The organism is Blautia massiliensis (ex Durand et al. 2017) (assembly GCF_051861785.1).
Lineage (GTDB): Bacteria > Bacillota > Clostridia > Lachnospirales > Lachnospiraceae > Blautia_A > Blautia_A luti_A.
This window is the reverse complement of the sequence record NZ_CP146725.1, coordinates 1253572-1272256: the sequence shown is the minus strand read 5'-3', so window position 1 is coordinate 1272256 and position 18685 is coordinate 1253572. Positions and strand designations below refer to the sequence as shown.

Annotated in this window: 16 protein-coding genes; 14 read left to right on the top strand and 2 right to left on the bottom strand. The window is 45.5% G+C overall.

Annotated elements, in window-relative coordinates; all coding sequences use genetic code 11:
* Nucleotide 1: 1 nt before the first annotated feature.
* On the bottom strand, nt 2-943 hold the full coding sequence (locus V9W66_RS06065; RefSeq protein WP_118625916.1) for a glycosyltransferase family 2 protein: 942 nt from the start codon (nt 941-943) through the stop codon (nt 2-4).
* Nucleotides 944-1151: 208 nt separating this feature from the next.
* On the opposite strand from V9W66_RS06065, the gene V9W66_RS06060 reads away from it, so the two are divergent.
* From V9W66_RS06060 to xylB, 5 genes are all read left to right on the top strand, one after another.
* Nucleotides 1152-2126 (top strand): bile acid:sodium symporter family protein, encoded by a 975-nt coding sequence (locus V9W66_RS06060; protein WP_144093908.1) that lies wholly within the window; start codon nt 1152-1154, stop codon nt 2124-2126.
* Nucleotides 2110-2961: an AraC family transcriptional regulator gene (locus tag V9W66_RS06055; protein ID WP_144093909.1), complete on the top strand. Its 852-nt coding sequence runs from the start codon at nt 2110-2112 to the stop codon at nt 2959-2961. Before V9W66_RS06060 ends, V9W66_RS06055 begins: the two co-directional genes overlap by 17 nt.
* Before the next feature lie 112 nt (nt 2962-3073).
* On the top strand, nt 3074-3691 hold the full coding sequence (locus V9W66_RS06050) for a DUF4867 family protein (protein WP_144093910.1): 618 nt from the start codon (nt 3074-3076) through the stop codon (nt 3689-3691).
* Between the two features lie 83 nt (nt 3692-3774).
* The gene (locus V9W66_RS06045; RefSeq protein WP_118515064.1) at nt 3775-5259 is read left to right on the top strand and encodes an L-fucose/L-arabinose isomerase family protein; all 1485 of its coding nucleotides are present in this window, start codon (nt 3775-3777) and stop codon (nt 5257-5259) included.
* Nucleotides 5260-5458: 199 nt separating this feature from the next.
* A complete protein-coding gene (gene xylB / locus V9W66_RS06040; protein WP_144093911.1) occupies nt 5459-6919 on the top strand; it encodes a xylulokinase in 1461 nt (486 codons plus the stop codon).
* Nucleotides 6920-6993: 74 nt separating this feature from the next.
* Here xylB and V9W66_RS06035 read toward each other — a convergent pair whose 3' ends face one another.
* Entirely contained in the window at nt 6994-7884 is an 891-nt protein-coding gene (locus tag V9W66_RS06035; RefSeq protein WP_022426940.1) for an AraC family transcriptional regulator, read from the bottom strand.
* 345 nt (nt 7885-8229) lie between these two features.
* Between V9W66_RS06035 and V9W66_RS06030 the strand changes: the two genes are divergently transcribed.
* The 9 genes from V9W66_RS06030 to V9W66_RS05990 all read left to right on the top strand — a co-directional run bounded on the left by V9W66_RS06030 (nt 8230) and on the right by V9W66_RS05990 (nt 18587).
* Nucleotides 8230-9465, top strand: a complete 1236-nt coding sequence (locus V9W66_RS06030) for a galactokinase family protein (protein WP_144093916.1) — start codon at nt 8230-8232, stop codon at nt 9463-9465.
* Nucleotides 9466-9754: 289 nt separating this feature from the next.
* Complete coding sequence (locus V9W66_RS06025) at nt 9755-10219, top strand: DUF1700 domain-containing protein (RefSeq protein ID WP_022426942.1); 465 nt, start codon at nt 9755-9757, stop codon at nt 10217-10219.
* A gap of 670 nt (nt 10220-10889) precedes the next feature.
* Nucleotides 10890-11756, top strand: coding sequence for a carbohydrate ABC transporter permease (locus V9W66_RS06020; RefSeq protein WP_243125573.1), 867 nt, complete (start codon nt 10890-10892; stop codon nt 11754-11756).
* The gene (locus V9W66_RS06015; RefSeq protein WP_243121677.1) at nt 11756-12574 is read left to right on the top strand and encodes a carbohydrate ABC transporter permease; all 819 of its coding nucleotides are present in this window, start codon (nt 11756-11758) and stop codon (nt 12572-12574) included. The genes V9W66_RS06020 and V9W66_RS06015 overlap by 1 nt, the downstream gene beginning before the upstream one ends.
* Nucleotides 12575-12663: 89 nt before the next feature.
* Nucleotides 12664-13986, top strand: a complete 1323-nt coding sequence (locus V9W66_RS06010; RefSeq protein ID WP_144093912.1) for an ABC transporter substrate-binding protein — start codon at nt 12664-12666, stop codon at nt 13984-13986.
* A gap of 263 nt (nt 13987-14249) precedes the next feature.
* The gene (locus V9W66_RS06005) at nt 14250-14993 is read left to right on the top strand and encodes an MgtC/SapB family protein (RefSeq protein ID WP_186290047.1); all 744 of its coding nucleotides are present in this window, start codon (nt 14250-14252) and stop codon (nt 14991-14993) included.
* A 465-nt stretch (nt 14994-15458) separates the two neighbouring features.
* The gene (locus V9W66_RS06000) at nt 15459-16916 is read left to right on the top strand and encodes an NAD(P)/FAD-dependent oxidoreductase (protein WP_144093914.1); all 1458 of its coding nucleotides are present in this window, start codon (nt 15459-15461) and stop codon (nt 16914-16916) included.
* Between the two features lie 7 nt (nt 16917-16923).
* Nucleotides 16924-18210, top strand: a complete 1287-nt coding sequence (locus V9W66_RS05995; protein ID WP_144093918.1) for an NAD(P)/FAD-dependent oxidoreductase — start codon at nt 16924-16926, stop codon at nt 18208-18210.
* A 5-nt stretch (nt 18211-18215) separates the two neighbouring features.
* The gene (locus V9W66_RS05990; protein ID WP_118071033.1) at nt 18216-18587 is read left to right on the top strand and encodes a DUF1667 domain-containing protein; all 372 of its coding nucleotides are present in this window, start codon (nt 18216-18218) and stop codon (nt 18585-18587) included.
* Nucleotides 18588-18685 lie beyond the last annotated feature (98 nt).

Sequence of the window (18685 nt, the reverse complement as noted above, 5' to 3'; positions counted from 1 at the left end):
ATCAACGTATGGGTGTAAAGTCCTTTTTGTTGGACTCTGCTATGATGTAATGGGGGCGCTGCTTGACCTCCATATAGGTTTTAGCTATGTATTGTCCCATGATACCCAGGCAGAAAAGCTGCAGGCCGCCGATGAAGATGATGACACAGATGGTGGAAGCCCAGCCTGGGACCGGATCATCGAAGATCAGCTTTCGGACGATGATGGCTACCAGGACCAGAAAGGAAAAACCGGTCATGGTCGTTCCGAACCAGGAGGCGATGGTCAGCGGTACCTGAGAGAAATTGATGATGCCGCTGACGGCGTATTTAAACAGCTTCCAGAAGTTCCATTTGGTCTCACCGGCTACGCGTTCGATATTTTTGTAGGGGAGCCAGCAGGTGCGGAAACCGATCCAGCCGAAGATTCCCTTGGAGAAGCGGTTGTACTCACTCATGGAGACGATGGCATCCACCATACTGCGCTTCATCAGACGGAAGTCTCTGGCGCCGTCCACAATATCTGCATCCGAGATCTTATTGATCAGTCGATAAAATTTCCGGGCAAAAAAGCTCCGGATAGGTGGCTCTCCGTCACGGCTGACACGTCTGGTGGCAACGCTGTCATATTCTCCGGATTCCAGCTTCTCCAGCATTTCCGGGAGAAGGGACGGCGGATCCTGAAGATCAGCGTCCATCACTGCTACATAATCGCCGCCGGCATTGCAGAAGCCTGCATACATGGCAGCTTCCTTTCCAAAGTTTCTGGAAAAAGAAAGATAGATCACATGAGGATCCTTTTCGGAAAGTTCTTTTAAAATCTCAAGGGTTCTGTCTCTGGAACCGTCATTCACAAAGATCAGTTCATAATCACAGTTCATTTGCCTGAGGACAGAAGTGGCTTCCGGGTAAAAAAGCGGAAGAGATTCTTCCTCATTGAAGCATGGTATAATTAAAGAAATCATTTTTTGCCTCGTTTTCCAGATCATAATAAATGATCATTTTGGCGGATATCTGTAGTCCGCCCTGGTTTCAGGTTGCTTTTGGATGGGTACTATCATATCATATTTGTCCGGAATCGGCTATAAAACAGAGGATTTTTTTCTTGCACCGCTGTTTTTTTGTGATAAACTGTAAAAAAAGACAGAAAAAAAGATAAACAAGAGGTGTGATATGCTGGAAAAATTTAACAGCTTTATGGAGAAATGGATGGCTTTTGTGACGCCGGCTTGTCTGCTTACGGGGGTACTGTTTCCGGATATTGCGAAGCATGGCGTGCCCTATGTGACGTATGCTTTTGCGTTTATGACCTTTATCGGCGCACTGAAATCCAGATTCCGTGATGTGGCAGATGTGTTTAAGCGGCCGCTTCCGCTGATCCTGATGCTGCTGGTCCTTCATGTGCTGGGACCGGTGGCCGCCTGCGGTCTGGGACATCTTCTGTTTCCGGGCAATATGAATTATATCACAGGAATGGTGCTGGAATTTTCCGTACCTGCAGCGGTGATCAGTCTGATGTGGGTATCCATTTATAATGGAAACAGTCCGCTGTCACTTTCGCTGGTTGTGATCGATACGATCCTGGCTCCCTTTCTGATCCCGGCAGTATTGAAGCTTCTGGTGGGTTCCAGCGTAAAAATGGATACTGTGGGAATGATGAAGGAGCTGGTTTTCATGATCGCTCTGCCGGCAGTCCTTGCCATGTGCCTTAATGAAGTCAGCCATGGAAAGGTTATGGAGACCTGGCCGAAAAAGCTGGCACCTTTTTCAAAAATGTGCCTGATCTTTGTGGTAACTTCCAATTCCTCCAAGGTTTCTCCTTATATGAAGCATCTTAACGGAGAACGGCTGGAGGTAGCAGCAGCGATCCTGGTCCTGGCAGCAGGGGGATATGCCATCGGCTGGATCATTGCCATTCTTACAAGGCAGAATAAAGAGGCAACGGTTTCCATGATCTATGGTTCCGGAATGCGGAACATCAGCGCCGGTGCGGTGATCGCGGGAGCGTATTTTCCGGCGGAAACATTATTTCCGGTTATGATCGGAACGTTATTTCAGCAGATCCTGGCGGCTTTTTACGGAAGTATGATGCGCCGGGTCCAGACCGGACAGCAGGAAAGGGAGAAGGAGCATGGAGTTTCAGCATGAATTGATCATTCCCAATGAAGGATTTCCTTTTAAGCTTTTTCTTTTTGAAGGAAGAAACGGAAATTATGTACGGGAAAAACACTGGCATACTTCGATCGAGATCTTTGCGGTGATGGAGGGGAGCCTTTATTTTTATATCGATGAGAAAGAGTATCCGCTGAAGGCAGGGGAGTTTCTGATCATTAATTCCAATGAAGTACATTCTATTCAGGCGCCAGTACGTAATGAGACCATCGTACTGCAGATCCCGCTGAAGCAGTTTTCGGATTATTTTACCGCTCAGAGATTTATTCGTTTTCGGAGCAGAAACGAAGAGTCTGAGGAAACAGACAGGAGGATGGTTTCTCTGATCCGGGAGATGTACCGGGTGTATGTATCCGGGGAAACGGGGTACGAATTCCGTATCAGGGCAGTGTTCTATGAAATCCTTTATCTTATGGTTTCCGCATACAGGGAAACAGAGGTGGAGGAGAATGCGCTGAAGATCAGCCGCAGATTGGATGCTTTGTCAAAAATAACCACTTATATGCGGGAGCATTACAAGGAGGATCTCAGGCTTTCCGGACTTGCAGCCATGTTCGGATATTCCGATGCATATCTGTCAAGGATGTTCCGGAAATATGCGAGGGTCAATTTTAAGACATATTTACAGGATATCCGCATGGCATATGCCTATAAGGAGCTTTTGAATACAGATCATACCATCAGCTCCATCGCACTTGACAACGGGTTTGCAAGCAGTAGGGCTTTTTCCAGGGAATTTGTAAAGCGTTACGGGATCCTGCCGGGAAGAGTGGAGCGTCAGAATTATAAAAATGTCAAAAAAGTGCTATGAATGAGTCAAGAAAAGCGGCGAAAAGCATACCATGATGTGGTATGCTTTTTTCAGTTCAAAACGAAGATGCAGAGAAGCTGTGAAACAGTAATTTTGTAAGGAGGGTTAAATCGTGAAAATTCAGAAAGTAACAGATCCGGCTTTCCGCAGATACGGAAAGGTTCTGGAGGGATACAATTTCGGTCCGCTTCTGAAGGAGATGAAGCATACACCGGTCCCGGAGAATGTGGTATATGTTCCGTCAGCAGAGGAGCTGGAAGCTCTCGATGTGGAAAAAGAGCTGAAAAACAGAGCGTTTGGTGGATTACCTGTCCAGATCGGATATTGTAATGGTCACAACAAAAAGCTGAATGCCCTGGAATATCATCGGAATTCCGAGATCAATGTAGCAGTGACAGATCTTGTACTGCTTATCGGACATCAGCAGGATATAGAAGAGGATCTTACATACGATACCTCAAAGGTGGAGGCATTTCTGGTACCGGCAGGAACCGGGATCGAGGTTTATGCCACAACGCTCCACTATGCACCGTGTCATGTGAATGAGAGCGGATTTCAGTGTGTAGTTGTTCTTCCGAGAGGAACCAACACAGAGATTGATTTTTCAATGTCAGAGGACGGAGAGGACGGTTTGATGACAGCCAGGAATAAATGGCTTATCGCTCATGAGGATGCGAAGATTGAAGGCGCATTCAATGGATTGAAGGGTGAAAATATCACACTTGACTGATTTTTGATGAAGTGAATAGTTACAAACGAACAATAATATCACCGGTGGAAAATCTGCCGGATATAAAAAGGAGAATGAAGATTATGAACAACATGCCAGAAGTTAAGATCGGAATCGTTGCAGTCAGCAGAGATTGTTTTCCGGAAAGTCTTTCCGTAAACAGGAGAAAAGCTCTTGTAGAAGCTTACACAAAGAAATACGATGCAAAGGATATCTACGAATGTCCGGTCTGTATCGTAGAGAGTGAGATCCATATGGTCCAGGCTCTGGAGGATATCAAAAAAGCAGGCTGTAACGCACTCTGTGTATATCTTGGAAACTTCGGACCGGAGATTTCTGAGACCCTTCTTGCAAAGCATTTCGAGGGACCGAAGATGTTTATCGCAGCAGCTGAGGAAACACAGGATAATCTCTGCCAGGGACGTGGAGATGCTTACTGCGGTATGCTGAATGCAAGCTACAACCTGCAGCTTCGTAATGTAAAAGCCTATATTCCGGAGTATCCGGTAGGTGATGCAGAGGACTGCGCGGATATGATCCATGAATTCCTTCCTATCGCAAGAGCGATCGAGGGATTGAGCAACCTGAAGATCATCAGCTTCGGACCGCGTCCTACAAACTTCCTTGCATGCAATGCACCGATCAAACAGCTTTACAACCTTGGCGTAGAGATCGAGGAGAATTCTGAGCTGGATCTTTTCGAGGCATTTAACAATCATGCAGGTGATGAGAGAATCCCGGCGATCGTTAAAGAGATGGAAGAGGAGCTTGGCGCAGGAAACAAGAAGCCGGAGATCCTTCCGAAACTTGCACAGTATGAGCTGACTCTGAAAGACTGGGTGAGAGATCACAAGGGATATCGTAAATATGTAACACTGACAGGTAAATGCTGGCCGGCATTCCAGACACAGTTCGGATTCGTTCCGTGTTATGTAAACAGCCGCCTGACAGCACAGGGAATTCCGGTATCCTGTGAGGTTGATATCTACGGAACATTAAGTGAGTTCATCGGACAGGTTGTAAGTGATGATATCGTTACACTTCTTGATATCAATAACTCCGTTCCGAAGGATATGTACAAAGAATCTATCGAAGGAAAATTCAACTATACACTTCAGGATACCTTTATGGGATTCCATTGTGGAAACACAGCATCCAGCAAGCTGTCCTTCTGTGAGATGAAATATCAGATGATCATGGCAAGATCCCTTCCGATCGAGGTTACAAACGGAACTCTTGAGGGAGATATCAAGCCTGGAGATATCACCTTCTATCGTCTGCAGAGTACAGCGGACAACAAGCTTCGTGCATATATCGCACATGGCGAGGTTCTTCCGGTTGCAACACGTTCCTTCGGAGCTATCGGTGTATTCGCAATTCCGGAGATGGGACGTTTCTACCGCCACGTACTGATTGAGGGAGGCTTCCCGCATCACGGTGCTGTAGCATTCGGACATCACGGAAAAGCTCTCTTCGAGGTGTTCAAATATATCGGTGTACCGGTTGAGGAGATCGGCTACAACCAGCCGGCAGGCGTGAGATATCCGACGGAAAATCCTTGGAGATAATTAAAACGGGCAGATAAGATCATCCGTATGTGCTGCCTGATACAAGCAAGTCCCCACTCGCTGCTTATTGCTTTTCGTAACCTCGCAGGGGACTTTCTTGATTTGGTTAAATACGATTCAGAAACCGCGAGCTCTCAGGCGTGCAGACGCTGCGAACTGAGAGCCGCGGTTTCTGTATTTACAGGAGGAAAAAATTATTATGTATTATATTGGCGTTGATCTTGGAACTTCCGCTGTAAAGCTTCTTCTTATGGAAGGATCCGGAAAGATCTGCAACATCGTATCAAAAGAATATCCGCTGTTCTTCCCCCATCCGGGCTGGTCTGAGCAGAATCCGGAGGACTGGTTCGCCCAGAGCATGGAAGGGATCAAAGAGCTCACAGAAGGGATTGACCGCAAAGAAGTAGCAGGAATTGGTTTTGGCGGCCAGATGCACGGTCTTGTAACTCTGGATAAAGATGACAATGTGATCCGTCCGGCGATTCTCTGGAATGACGGCCGTACCGGTGAGGAGACGGAATATCTTAATACGGTTATCGGAAAGGAAAAACTTTCTCAGTATACCGCAAACATTGCATTTGCAGGCTTCACTGCACCAAAGATCCTCTGGATGCAGAAGCATGAGCCTGAGAATTTTAAAAAAGTGGTAAAGATCATGCTTCCGAAGGATTATCTTGCCTATCGCTTAAGCGGATCCTTCTGTACAGATGTATCCGATGCTTCCGGTATGCTTCTTCTTGATGTGAAGAACCGCTGTTGGTCAAAAGAGATGCTTGAAATCTGCCATATCACGGAGGAACAGCTTCCGAAACTGTACGAGAGCTGGCAGGTAGTCGGAAATCTGAAAGCAGAAGTTGCAAAAGAGCTTGGCTTCTCAGAAGATGTGAAGGTTGTAGCAGGTGCAGGCGACAATGCTGCAGCAGCTGTGGGAACAGGAACTGTTGGTGACGGCCAGTGCAACATTTCCCTTGGAACATCCGGTACGATCTTTATTTCCAGCAAAGATTTCGGAGTGGATGAAAACAATGCACTTCATTCTTTTGATCATGCAGATGGAAGCTATCACCTTATGGGTTGCATGTTAAGTGCTGCATCCTGCAACAAATGGTGGTCTGAGGAGATTCTTAAGACAAAGGATTTCGCGGCAGAGCAGGCACCGATCCGGAAGCTTGGTGAGAATCAGGTATTCTTTCTTCCATATCTGATGGGAGAGAGATCTCCGCATAACAACCCGGATGCAAGAGGCGTATTTTTCGGAATGTCCATGGATACCACGAGAGCAGATATGACCCAGGCTGTTCTGGAAGGAGTTGCTTTCGGACTTCGAGATTCCCTTGAGGTTGCAAGAAGCCTCGGGATCCATATTGAGCGCACCAAGATCTGCGGCGGCGGAGCCAAGAGCCCTCTCTGGAAAAAGATCATCGCAAATGTGATGAACCTGAAGGTGGATGTGCCGGAGAATGAGGAAGGTCCGTCCATGGGCGGTGCAATGCTGGCAGCAGTAGGCTGCGGTGAATACCCGGATGTGGAAACGATCTGTAATAAGCTGGTCAGGGTAGTAGATACGGTAGAACCGGAACCGGAGCTGGTTGCAAAATATGAAGAAAAATACCGGAAATTCCGCAAACTGTATCCGGCAATGAAAGAGCTGTTCAGATAACAGCCATTTTCACAGATAAATATTGTTCCGCTTCATAGGTATGGAGCACTGAACGGTTAAAGATCAGGAGCATGTCACAGCTCCTGATTTTTTCTGTACTGTCTTGGTGTACAGCCCTTGATTTTCGTAAAGACCTTTGTGTAATAATTAGAGTCCGAAAAACCGGACAGTAGTCCTGATTCCGTAATAGAACAGGAGGGATTTTCCAGATATTCCAGGCTGCGTTCAATGCGGTATTCCTGGATGTATCCGAAGAGTGTGATATTCATGCATTTTTTGAAAAGCCGGCTGCATTCGCTGGGACTTAAGTGGATCAGGTCTGCGACATCATTCAGGAGGATCTTTTCAGAGTAGTGTTCTGCGATATAGGACATGATCTGACGGATGCGGCGGTAGTTTTCTTCATCCTGACCGGATGGAAGAGTTGCCTGGGAGATCGTATTTTCATACAAGATTTTCCAGAAGTGCTGCAGTCTGGCGATGATCTCAAATTCATACATGGGTTTCCGGCTACTGTCCAGGTCGATGATGTCACGGATATCTTTTATGGCCTCGGAATGCCATTTGCAGGATAGATCAAGCGGTACGGCGGACAGGGAAAAGCTTCGGAGGATCGGTTCTGTATATTTCTGAAAAAGAAGGCTTCCCGAAAATCCGTAGATCAGTTTGGGGTCAAAGGTTATGGGGATATACTGACAGTCCTGATCCTGATACATATATCCGGCATGAAGGGCATTGGCATTGCCAAAGATTGCCTGTCCCTCTTTCAGGTGAAAGGTATTCTGATTGATCTTGTAGAGCATTTCGCCCTTTTCGATATAGGTAAGCTCGATCTCCGGATGCCAGTGCCACAGAAAGGAACCGGTCTCATAGCCGGAAAGCCGCTCGTAGCTTACCAGGAATGGGAAGGAGCTGTCTCCGTGTTTTTTCAGTTCTTTTCCGGCGGGATCTGTGATGATCTGCAAGGTGTTACCTCCTTCCTTCTGTGCGCGGATCCTGAAGTGTATATCTGCTTTTCATAGTGGAATTTATTTTATCAGAAAAGGCAGAAAATGCAAAGGGATATTCCGGGATCACCACAAAATAATACGGTTTTTACACAAAATTGTTATGGACAGAAAAGACGGAACTGTTATAATAAAAGTACATGAAGCGTTACTATTCACTGGTAATATTCCGCGCATTGCGAAGCGTGTTGCTGAGAACGGAGTGAACAGTAACCATGAAGCGTGACAGAGCGGAAGATTTTTTCAGGTTCTTCCGGATCTGGGGTGTAAACTATATAACAGGAGGAAGAAAAAATGGGAACAATTAAAATTCCGGCAGCAGACGTGCTGAAAAAAATCTATGGTGAAACAGAGGAAAGCAGCGCCCGTTATACCAATCTTGCTGTAAATTTCGAGAAGAAATATCATCATGACAAGGCAGAGTTTTTTACTGCTCCGGGCCGTACGGAGATCATTGGCAACCATGTGGATCATAACGGCGGTCAGATCATTGCTGCAAGTATCGATCTGGATACCATCGGTGCTGCTTATCCAAACGGAACCAATGTGATCCATATGATCAGTGAGGGTTACAAACAGGAAGTAGTTGTTGATCTTGACAAGCTCAGCACAGAAACCTATACAAAAGGTACAGATGCTCTTGTTGCAGGTATTATGGAGTATATGCAGAAAAAAGGCTATGCTACCGGTGGATTTGACGCTTATGTTTCCACCAAGGTTATTGCCGCTGCAGGTGTAAGCTCCTCTGCTTCCTTTGAGATGCTTGTATGTGCGATCGCCAATTATTTCTTTAATGAAGGTAAGCTGGAGTATGGCGAGTATGCGAGAGCAGGTCAGTATGCTGAGAATGTTTACTGGAAAAAGGCTTCCGGTCTGATGGACCAGATGGCTTGTGCTGCCGGTGGTCCGATCCTTCTGGATTTCTCTGATAAAGAGAATATCAGCTGTGCGAAGATCGCATTTTCCTTTGAGGATATGGGCTGCAGACTTGTGATCGTAAATACCGGTAAGGGCCATGCAGATCTCAGTGAGGAATATTCTTCTATTCCTATGGAGATGCGTGAGGCTGCGAAGGCTATGGGTGTAGAGCTTCTCTGTGAGTCCAGTATGGAGAATCTTCTGGCACATGTGAAGGATATTTCGAATGACCGTGCTGTTCTTCGTGCGATGCATTTTTATGAAGAGAACAGACGTGTTGCAGATGCTGTAAAGGCTGTTGGGAATAAAGACGGTGAGGGATTCCTGCGTCTTCTTGAGGAGTCCGGTAATTCTTCCTGGGAGTGGCTGCAGAACTGTTATTCTCTGCAGAATTGCAAGGAGCAGAAGATCACGTTGAGTCTGGCGCTTACCAAGCTGTTTCTGAATAAGATCGGTGCTGGTATCTGCAGAGTTCATGGTGGTGGTTTTGCAGGAGTTATCATGTGCGTGCTTCCGATCGAGAACGCAGATGCGTATGTGGACTATATGGCTCAGTATGTTGGAAGGGAAAATGTCTATCCGATGAATATCAGGAGTACAGGGGCTGTTCATGTTGAGTGATTTTTGACGGCATAACGAACGTCATGGAGGGCGATTCGTTTCCGAATGCGGCTTTGGCGGCATCCGGAAATGAACCGCCCTTTGCGCTGTACTATGATTTTTTATTTTTTAATCAAAATTTTATGATTTGTTTCTGATTTAAATTTATGGGTTATGGTATAATGAGAAAAATTTTAAAAGAGTAATAGTAATAAAAAAGAATTTGCAGAAGTTTTCAGGTTGAGGTTTCTGGAGTTGTTTTGAGTTTTGTTTTTTTCATTATATTTCATAAGAAAGGTTTGACATATTTATGAGCAGAAGAGAGTTTCTTGAGGTTTTACGGGGGCAGCTGTCCGGACAGATGACCCAGGGGAGAGCTGCGGCTCATGTGCGGTATTATGAGGATTACATTCAGTCTCAGGTCCGGAACGGCCGAAGTGAATCAGATGTTCTGGCAGAACTGGGGGATCCCAGGCTGATCGCCAAGACTTTGATCGATACAGATGACAGTGCAGCTGTTTATGATGAATCCGGTTATTCTGAAGAGAGCTACGGTGCAGATGATTATGCGGATAATGGGACGGAGAGCAGTGCCGGAAAGGCAAGAAGCTTTAAACTGGATCTGAGCACATGGTATGGGAAGGCGATCGTGATCGCCATTGCAGCGTTAATTGTGATACTTTTAACAACTGTTTTGGTGGCAGTTGCTCCATTTTTGATAATTTTTGGTATAGTTTTGTATTTAATATCCTGGTACAGGAAGAAAAAAGTATAATTGTTCCACAACAGCTGTGAATTAAAGACAATTTCCGTGTAATGAAATGGATTGCTTGTGAAAAAAGTATTTATAAGATTTGCATAAAAAATATGCGTTTGGTCTTGATTTATAGTGGATTTTACTGTATAATCTGGGTTAACAAGTTGAGATTGTGTCTGTTTTGTATAAAAACAGATGATGCCATTGAGAAGAGAGAACGGCAGAAGATATACATCGAAGGATGTGTTATTTTCTGCCGATTTTTTTATCTGTTTTTTAGAAAAGGTGATCAGAATGGATTGCCTTATTGAAGTACGATAAATTGTATAAAATAGATAAAAAAATAATTATTATCAAATAATAATTGTCTAAAATAAATAAAGAATATTGAAAAATAGTGAAATAACTGTTGATTATATGTGATAAAAGTGTTATCATTTGGTAAAAAGTTGGTAAAGATAACAAACGCGCAAATACAAAGGAGGGTAGTGAGAGGGCATTTTTGACAGCAGAACGTAAATGAAAGTTTTGCCTAATGTATTGGGGTAATTGCTGGAAGATATAACGGAAATGTTTTTCAGCAGAATGTGTAATGAGCAACATGATCAGCACTGTCAGGGGGACAGAGATATCGTGATGATGCAGCTGATCGGTAGTACGTAAATTTATGAAAAGCAGGTGATATACAATGAAAAGTAAAAAATCTTTTTTCAGGACAGTGGAGCCTTATCTCTATCTGGTTCCTGTAATGATCCTTTTTATACTGTTTGTATTCTGGCCGTTCGTTAAGACGATCCAGCTGAGCTTTGCCAGAACCACACCTCTTGGTCAGGTGGCACAGTATGTAGGACTTGACAACTATACGAATATTTTTACAGATGGAACGTTCCTTAACAGTTTGGTGACAACACTGAAATTCTCTGTTATGCGAGTTATCCTTTCTATTGTGCTCGGTTTTATACTGGCGATCATCAGTACAGAGAAGATCAGGGCAAAGGGATTTTTCCGTACTGTATATGCACTTCCGATGGCTATTTCCGCAGCAGCGGCATCTGTAGTGTTCATGTTTATTTTCCACAGCTCTCTGGGTATCCTGAACAAGGCTCTCGGAACTCATATCGGATGGCTGACAGATAAGAAATATGCACTGATCGCAGTTACGATCGTTAGTGTATGGATGGCGATCGGTATGAATTTCATTTACCTTACTGCAGCGATCCAGAGTGTACCGGCTGAGCTTTATGAGAGCGTTGCCCTGGATGGAGCGAATTTCTTCCAGAAGCACCGTCATGTAACGATTCCGTCAATCTCTCCGACACTGTTCTTCCTTCTCATCATCAATGTCATCAACTCCGTACAGGCATACGCAGAGTTCAAGATGATGACCCAGGGCGGACCGGCAGAGAGTACCAACGTTATCGTGTATGAGATTTACCAGGAGGCATTTATCAACAGCCGTTTCGGTGTGGCCTGTTCAGAATCCGTAATTCTGTTTGTTATTTTGATCATCCTGACTGCACTGCAGTTTAGACTGGAAAAGAAGGTGACCTACTGATGAAAGAAAAACCATATGTAAAAGTGGCGATGTATGCGCTGAATATTATTTTTGCAATTATTATTATTGTTCCTGTTGTATACTGCTTCAACGTTAGTATGATGGATCTGAAGGAGATCTATGGCGGAAAGTTCTGGCCGTCCCATCTGACTATCGAGAACTACACAAGAGCATTTCAGCTTGCACCGTTCTTTACCTTCATTAAGAACTCACTGATCGTATCCGGTGTTATCACATTTGCTCAGGTTGTCACAGGCGCTCTTGCAGCATATGCTTTTGCAATGATGGAGTTCAAAGGCAAAAAGGTCCTGTTCTATATCATGCTGGCAACCATGATGATCCCGAGCCAGGCGATCATCATCGCAAACTACCTGACTATTGCTGACTGGGGTATCCGTAATACATACGCAGCGCTGATCCTTCCTAATGCAGCAGCAGCTTTTGCAGTATTCAACATGCGTCAGGCATTCCTGACACTGCCGAAGGAGATCCATGAGGCTGCAGAGATTGACGGATGTACAAATTTCAAGTTCTTATATACCATCGGTGTTCCGCTTATCAAACCATCACTGGGTGCTCTGATCATCTATGTATTCCTTCAGAGCTGGAACTACTATCTGTGGCCACTGCTTGTAACAGACAGTGTAAATATGAGAACAGTTCAGATCGGTCTTGGTATGCTTCAGGGGGCTGAGGCAACAGACTTCCGACCGGTTATGGCTGGCGCTATGGTTATCCTGATTCCGTCGATCCTTGTATTTATCATTGGTCAGAAGCAGATGATCAGTGGTCTGACAGCAGGTGCTGTTAAGGGTTGATCCAATCACATAAGAGCAAGTAGCAAAAATGTTAATTTGTCCGACCTGTATTGGGGCGGGTCGGACCATTATAAAAGGAGGGTTTCTATATGAACAACAAAAAATGGATGGCGATTCTTTTAGGAGGAATCATGGCTGCATCTCTGGCAGCTCCGTGCTCAGTAAGTGCAGCTGAGAAGACAACACTTACATTCTGGCATGCAATGGGCGGCACAAACGGTGAGGTGCTTCAGCAGATCGTGGATGATTTCAACGCATCCCAGGATGAGATCGAGGTTAAAGCTGAGTATCAGGGAACCTATGATGATACCATCACAAAACTGAAAGCTGCTATGCAGAGTGACTCCGGTCTTCCGGATGTCTGCCAGATGTATGACGTAGGAACAAAGTTCATGAGTGACAGTGGTGCTGTCATTCCTGTAGAAGACAAATTTGAGAGCACAGGCTATGATAAGAGCTCTGTTATGGAGGTTATCAGCAGCTACTATACCGTAAACGGCAAGCAGTATGCAATGCCATTTAACGTATCCACACCTATGCTGTATTACAACAAAGACGTATTTGAGGCAGCAGGACTTGATCCTGAAACTCCGCCGACAACTTATGATGAGGTTCTTGAGGATGCCAAGAAGATCGTAGAGAGCGGAGCAGCTCCGGTTGGTTATTCACAGGCTATTTACGGATGGTTCTTTGAGCAGCAGCTTGCAGGACTTGGCGTAACATACGGAAACAATGACAATGGACGTAAAGAGGCAGTTACAGCTGTTGATTTTGATTCCAACGGCGGCGGCCTGAAAGTATTTGATATGTGGAAAAAGCTGTATGATTCCGGATACTTCGAAGATTACGGAACAACAACAGCAGATACTCAGACAGCATTCTTCTCCGGACAGGTTGGTATGATCATCGAGTCTACTGCTATCCTGAAAAATGCAGTTGATTCTTCTCCGTTCGAAGTTGGTACAGGATATCTTCCGAGAATCGAGCAGAATGATGAAGGCGGCGTTATCATCGGTGGTGGATCCCTGTGGCTTACAGATACAGGCAACGAAGCTAACGAAGATGCAGCATGGAAATTCATCGAGTACATTACAACTCCGGATGTACAGGCTAAATGGTCCATGGGTACAGGATACTTTGCGATCAACGAGAAAGCCTATGAGACAGAGGATATGAAGGCTTACCTCAAAGAAAACCCGAACTTCGAGACAGCTATCAACCAGCTGAAGGATTCTCCTGTAAACTGCAATACAGCAGGTGTTCTCTCCGGTGTACAGACAGAAGCCCGTCTTACATTCAACGAGATCATGCCGCAGGTATATGATGGCAAGCTTACAACTCAGGACGCTGTTGATCAGCTTGCAGCTTCTGTAAACAAAGCGATCGAGAACTATAACGAGTCTATTAAATAATCAGAATGCCCTCTGATCAGTAGATAGAGCAACAGATAGGGATACCGCCGCCGGGCGCCGGTATCCCTGCTGTTTTACATGTTGTGAGACTACAGATAATGTGTATATCCGGGGCACAGGATCATATGAAAAACTGTGTAGTGAGACGGACGGAGTGAGTCCGGCTGACTAGACAGCTTTCGAATGGAGTGAGTGTGGCCTGCGGCGTTCGTGCAGGGCAAAATGGAAGGATGCGCTATTGGCGTTATCACCGGCAGAAAAAAATGTTACAACAGGAAAGGGGCAAATTTATGGGCGGAATTCTCGGAGCATGTAATGCAATATCGGATTATTTGCACACTTTAAACATGGGATCGACGCTGTTTCGGCTGATTCTTGCGATGTTTCTTGGATGTCTGATCGGTATTGATCGTGGAATGAAGAAGCGTGTGGCAGGTGTAAAAACACATATGATTGTCTGTATGGGGGCAACTCTGGTTATGATGACGGGCGATTTTATCCATGTATATTCTAATGGGGCAGGAATCGGAGATACTGCACGACTTGGCGCACAGGTTGTCAGCGGAATCGGTTTTCTCGGAGTGGGAACCATCATCGTGACCGGACAGAGACATGTATCCGGTCTTACGACAGCAGCCAGTCTTTGGACATCCGCGTGCATCGGACTTGCTGTGGGGATCGGCTTTTACAGCGGTGCGATCTTTACCACGCTGGGACTTATTCTGGTGTTCAAATATGCGAAATATATAGAGGTTTATGTGGAAGAACATTCCAATACCTATGACGTATATATGGAGTTTGAAAATGAAGACAAGATGAGTATGGCCATAAAGAAGCTTCGGGAAGAGGACATCCTGATCTCCAACGTAGTTATCATCAAAAAGAGATCCAAAACACAGAGTGTGGTGATCCAGGCAACAATGGAAGCTGCCAAATGGAAAGCACGCCATACTGTATTTCGCGAGGTAAGGCAGCAGGAAGGAGTTATTTCTGTAGAGGAAATATGATCGGGAATCGGGAATACAATGAAACTTATCATGTTTTTGAGAAAGTTAAGAGTATGTTAAAGAAAAAACGATATATTTTACGAAAAATGTACTTGAAATGTGAAGAATAGTCTGATATAATGAATACAAAGTGAAGAAGGAATCTGATTCAGCTTGCTGAATACAGAGAATGCCATTGAGAACAGAGACCGGCATGAAGACACATGGATAAGTGTGTTTTTATGCCGGCTATTTTTATGCGCAAATGTTAATGTTTCAAAAGGATTACAAGGGTTACAAAGGGTTACGGCATAAAAATAATGGCATATTCACTTGAAAGATTGCTGTTCGTAAGCAGTACTCCTCGCAGAATATTTACCTGCGGACGGCAATGCTTGTGTTGCAACGGATATTCTGCTGTTTCCGGCGCAGAGAAAGCCGGGGACAGTTCAGAAGATCCGCAAACAGGAAAGGAGAAACAGATCTATGTATGATGTGATCATTATCGGAGCAGGAGTTTCCGGAGCGGCAGCGGCGAGAGAGCTTTCAAGATATCGGCTGAAAATCTGCGTTCTGGAGCGAGAAGAGGATGTATGCTGCGGAACTTCCAAGGCAAACAGCGGAATCGCTCATTCCGGTTATGATGCAGAACCGGGAAGCCTTATGGCGGAACTGAATGTGAAGGGCAGCAATATGATGGGACAGCTTTCGAAGGAACTGGATTTTCCTTTTAAACAGACTGGTTCACTGACTGTCTGTACGACTGAGAATGGAATCGCCATGCTGCATAAGCTGCGTGAAAGAGGAATGAAAAACGGAGTAGAGGGACTGAGGATCCTTGACAGAGAAGAAGCACTTGCCATGGAGCCGAATCTGTCTGATCAGGTGCTGGCAGCGCTGTATGCACCGACAGCCGGAATTGTCTGTCCCTTTGAGCTGAACATTGCAATGGCAGAGAATGCATATAACAATGGCGTGGAATTTAAATTTGACACAGAAGTAAAGCACATCCGAAAACAGGAAAAAGGTTTTGTTGTGGAAACCTCAAAGGGTGATTTTGAGACAGGCTGTATCGTCAATGCTGCCGGGGTCTATGCGGATGTTTTTCATAATATGGTAAGTGAGAAAAAACTGCATATCACTCCTCGTAGGGGTGAGTATATGCTTCTTGATAAAAGTGCAGGAACACATGTGAATCATACGATCTTTGCGCTTCCGAACAAGAGCGGAAAAGGAGTTCTGGTAACACAGACTGTCCATGGAAACATTCTGATCGGGCCTACAGCTACGGATCTGGAGGATCGGGAGGAAACAGCGACTACATCAGAGGGGATGGAGGAAGTAAGTGCCAAATCCCGGAAAACAGTAAAGGATATTCCACTGCGGAAGGTGATCACAAGCTTTGCAGGGCTTCGAGCTATCGAGGACGGTATGGATTTTGTGATCGAAGAGGTGGAGGATGCTCCCGGATTTATCGATTGTGCAGGAATCGCATCCCCGGGACTTACCAGCTCACCGGCCATTGGCTGTATGGTTGCTGACATCGTAAAAGAAAAATTACATCCGGAGGTAAATCCGGATTTTGATCCGGTGAGAAAAGGGATCTTGGATCCGTCAGAGCTTTCTCTGGAAGAAAGAAATGAGCTGATCAAAAGGTCACCGGAATATGGAAATATCATCTGCAGATGTGAGATGATCTCTGAGGGAGAGATTCTGGATGCGATCCGAAGACCTCTTGGAGCGAAATCCCTGGATGGAGTAAAACGTCGTACAAGAGCAGGAATGGGAAGATGTCAGTCAGGCTTCTGTTCTCCCAGAACAATGGAGATCCTCAGCCGAGAGCTTGGCATTTCCATGGAGGAGATCACAAAAAGAGGCGGAGCTTCCAGAATGATCGAAGGAATCAACAAGAAAATTGCAGAGGAGGGCGAGAACCATGAATGATAAGATTATGGTGAAGAGAGATATCGTGATCATAGGCGGAGGCCCTGCAGGACTGGCAGCAGCTCTGGCTGCAAAGAAAGAGGGAGCAGAGAGTATCCTGATCCTGGAACGTGATAAGGAACTGGGCGGGATCCTGAACCAGTGTATCCATAATGGATTTGGCCTTCATACATTTCAGGAGGAGCTGACAGGACCGGAATATGCGGCACGTTTTATCCGGATGGTAAAAGAGCAGCAGATCGAGTACCGGCTGAACACCATGGTCATGGATATCAGCCAGGATAAGGTGATCACTGCCATGAGCCGCCAGGAGGGAATGTATCAGATCCGGGCAAAAGCTGTGATCCTTGCCATGGGCTGCAGAGAGAGACCGCGAGGTGCACTGAACATTCCGGGATATCGACCGGCAGGCATTTATTCAGCAGGAACAGCACAGCGTCTTGTAAACATGGAAGGATTTATGCCGGGAAAAAAAGTAGTGATCCTGGGATCCGGTGATATCGGACTGATCATGGCCAGACGTATGACACTGGAAGGGGCAGAGGTTAAGGCTGTGGCAGAGCTGATGCCATATTCCGGAGGCCTGAAGCGAAATATCGTGCAGTGCCTGGATGACTTTGGTATCCCGTTGAAGCTTAGTCATACAGTGGTTGACATAAAAGGAAAAGAGCGCGTGGAAGGAATCACTCTTGCAGAGGTAGATGAAAACAGACGCCCGATTCCCGGTACAGAGGAATTTTTTGAATGCGATACGCTTCTTCTTTCTGTTGGTCTGATCCCGGAGAATGAGCTTTCCGGACAGGCAGGTGTGAAGCTGAGCAATGTGACTTCCGGACCGGTGGTAAATGAAAGTCTGGAGACAAATGTAGAAGGTGTTTTTGCCTGCGGAAATGTTCTTCATGTTCATGATCTGGTGGATTTTGTTTCGGAGGAAGCCGGCAATGCAGGAAGAAATGCGGCTCTTTATATAAACAACAATGGAGAGGACAAAATACCGGAAGAGATAAAGATCACGCTTTCGCCCCAAAACGGAGTCCGCTATACAGTGCCGTCTGAGATCCGTATCGGTCACATGGCGGAGGAGCAGCTGGTCCGCTTCCGTGTGGGAAATGTATATAAAAATTGTTACATCCGTGCATATCTGGATGGAGAACGGGTCTTTTCCAGAAAAAAACAGGTGGCAGCACCCGGAGAGATGGAACAGATCAAATTGAAAAAAGAGCAGCTTCTTTCCATTCTGGAAGGAAAACAGAAACAGGATAAACATGAACTTGTGATCCAGGTGGAGGAGTGATGAAAATGGAAAAAAGGAATCTTACTTGTATCGGATGTCCTATGGGATGCGCCCTTCTGGTGGAAATGAATGGAAAAGAAATCATTTCCGTCACAGGAAATACCTGTAAAAAAGGTGCGGAATATGCAGTGAAGGAAGTGACAGATCCGACCAGGATCGTGACAACGACCGTTCGTGTGAAGAATGGGAGTATGCCGGTGGTGTCAGTAAAGACAGCACAGGATATTCCGAAAGGAAAGATTTTTGACTGCGTGGAAGCGCTGCGGGATGTATGTGTGGAAGCGCCGGTTCAGATCGGGGACGTGATCCTGGAGAATGCAGCAGGCACAGGCGTGGATATCGTGGCTACAGGAAATGTGAAGCAGATCATACAGTGATCTGCAAAGGATATATATGGCAAACTGTATGCTTATAATATGTCAGCCCTCCGGCAGACAAAGCGAATAAAATAAACCTGAAAAGGCTTTCTTATCGC

Coding starts and splice junctions, on each gene's coding strand:
- xylB (WP_144093911.1), top strand. CDS start 5,459: ATGTATTATATTGGCGTTGATCTTGGAACTTCCGCTGTAAAGCTTCTT.
- V9W66_RS06010 (WP_144093912.1), top strand. CDS start 12,664: ATGAACAACAAAAAATGGATGGCGATTCTTTTAGGAGGAATCATGGCT.
- V9W66_RS05990 (WP_118071033.1), top strand. CDS start 18,216: ATGGAAAAAAGGAATCTTACTTGTATCGGATGTCCTATGGGATGCGCC.
- V9W66_RS06045 (WP_118515064.1), top strand. CDS start 3,775: ATGAACAACATGCCAGAAGTTAAGATCGGAATCGTTGCAGTCAGCAGA.
- V9W66_RS06000 (WP_144093914.1), top strand. CDS start 15,459: ATGTATGATGTGATCATTATCGGAGCAGGAGTTTCCGGAGCGGCAGCG.
- V9W66_RS06060 (WP_144093908.1), top strand. CDS start 1,152: ATGCTGGAAAAATTTAACAGCTTTATGGAGAAATGGATGGCTTTTGTG.
- V9W66_RS05995 (WP_144093918.1), top strand. CDS start 16,924: ATGGTGAAGAGAGATATCGTGATCATAGGCGGAGGCCCTGCAGGACTG.
- V9W66_RS06020 (WP_243125573.1), top strand. CDS start 10,890: ATGAAAAGTAAAAAATCTTTTTTCAGGACAGTGGAGCCTTATCTCTAT.
- V9W66_RS06025 (WP_022426942.1), top strand. CDS start 9,755: ATGAGCAGAAGAGAGTTTCTTGAGGTTTTACGGGGGCAGCTGTCCGGA.
- V9W66_RS06015 (WP_243121677.1), top strand. CDS start 11,756: ATGAAAGAAAAACCATATGTAAAAGTGGCGATGTATGCGCTGAATATT.
- V9W66_RS06005 (WP_186290047.1), top strand. CDS start 14,250: ATGTTACAACAGGAAAGGGGCAAATTTATGGGCGGAATTCTCGGAGCA.
- V9W66_RS06065 (WP_118625916.1), bottom strand. CDS start 943: ATGATTTCTTTAATTATACCATGCTTCAATGAGGAAGAATCTCTTCCG.
- V9W66_RS06055 (WP_144093909.1), top strand. CDS start 2,110: ATGGAGTTTCAGCATGAATTGATCATTCCCAATGAAGGATTTCCTTTT.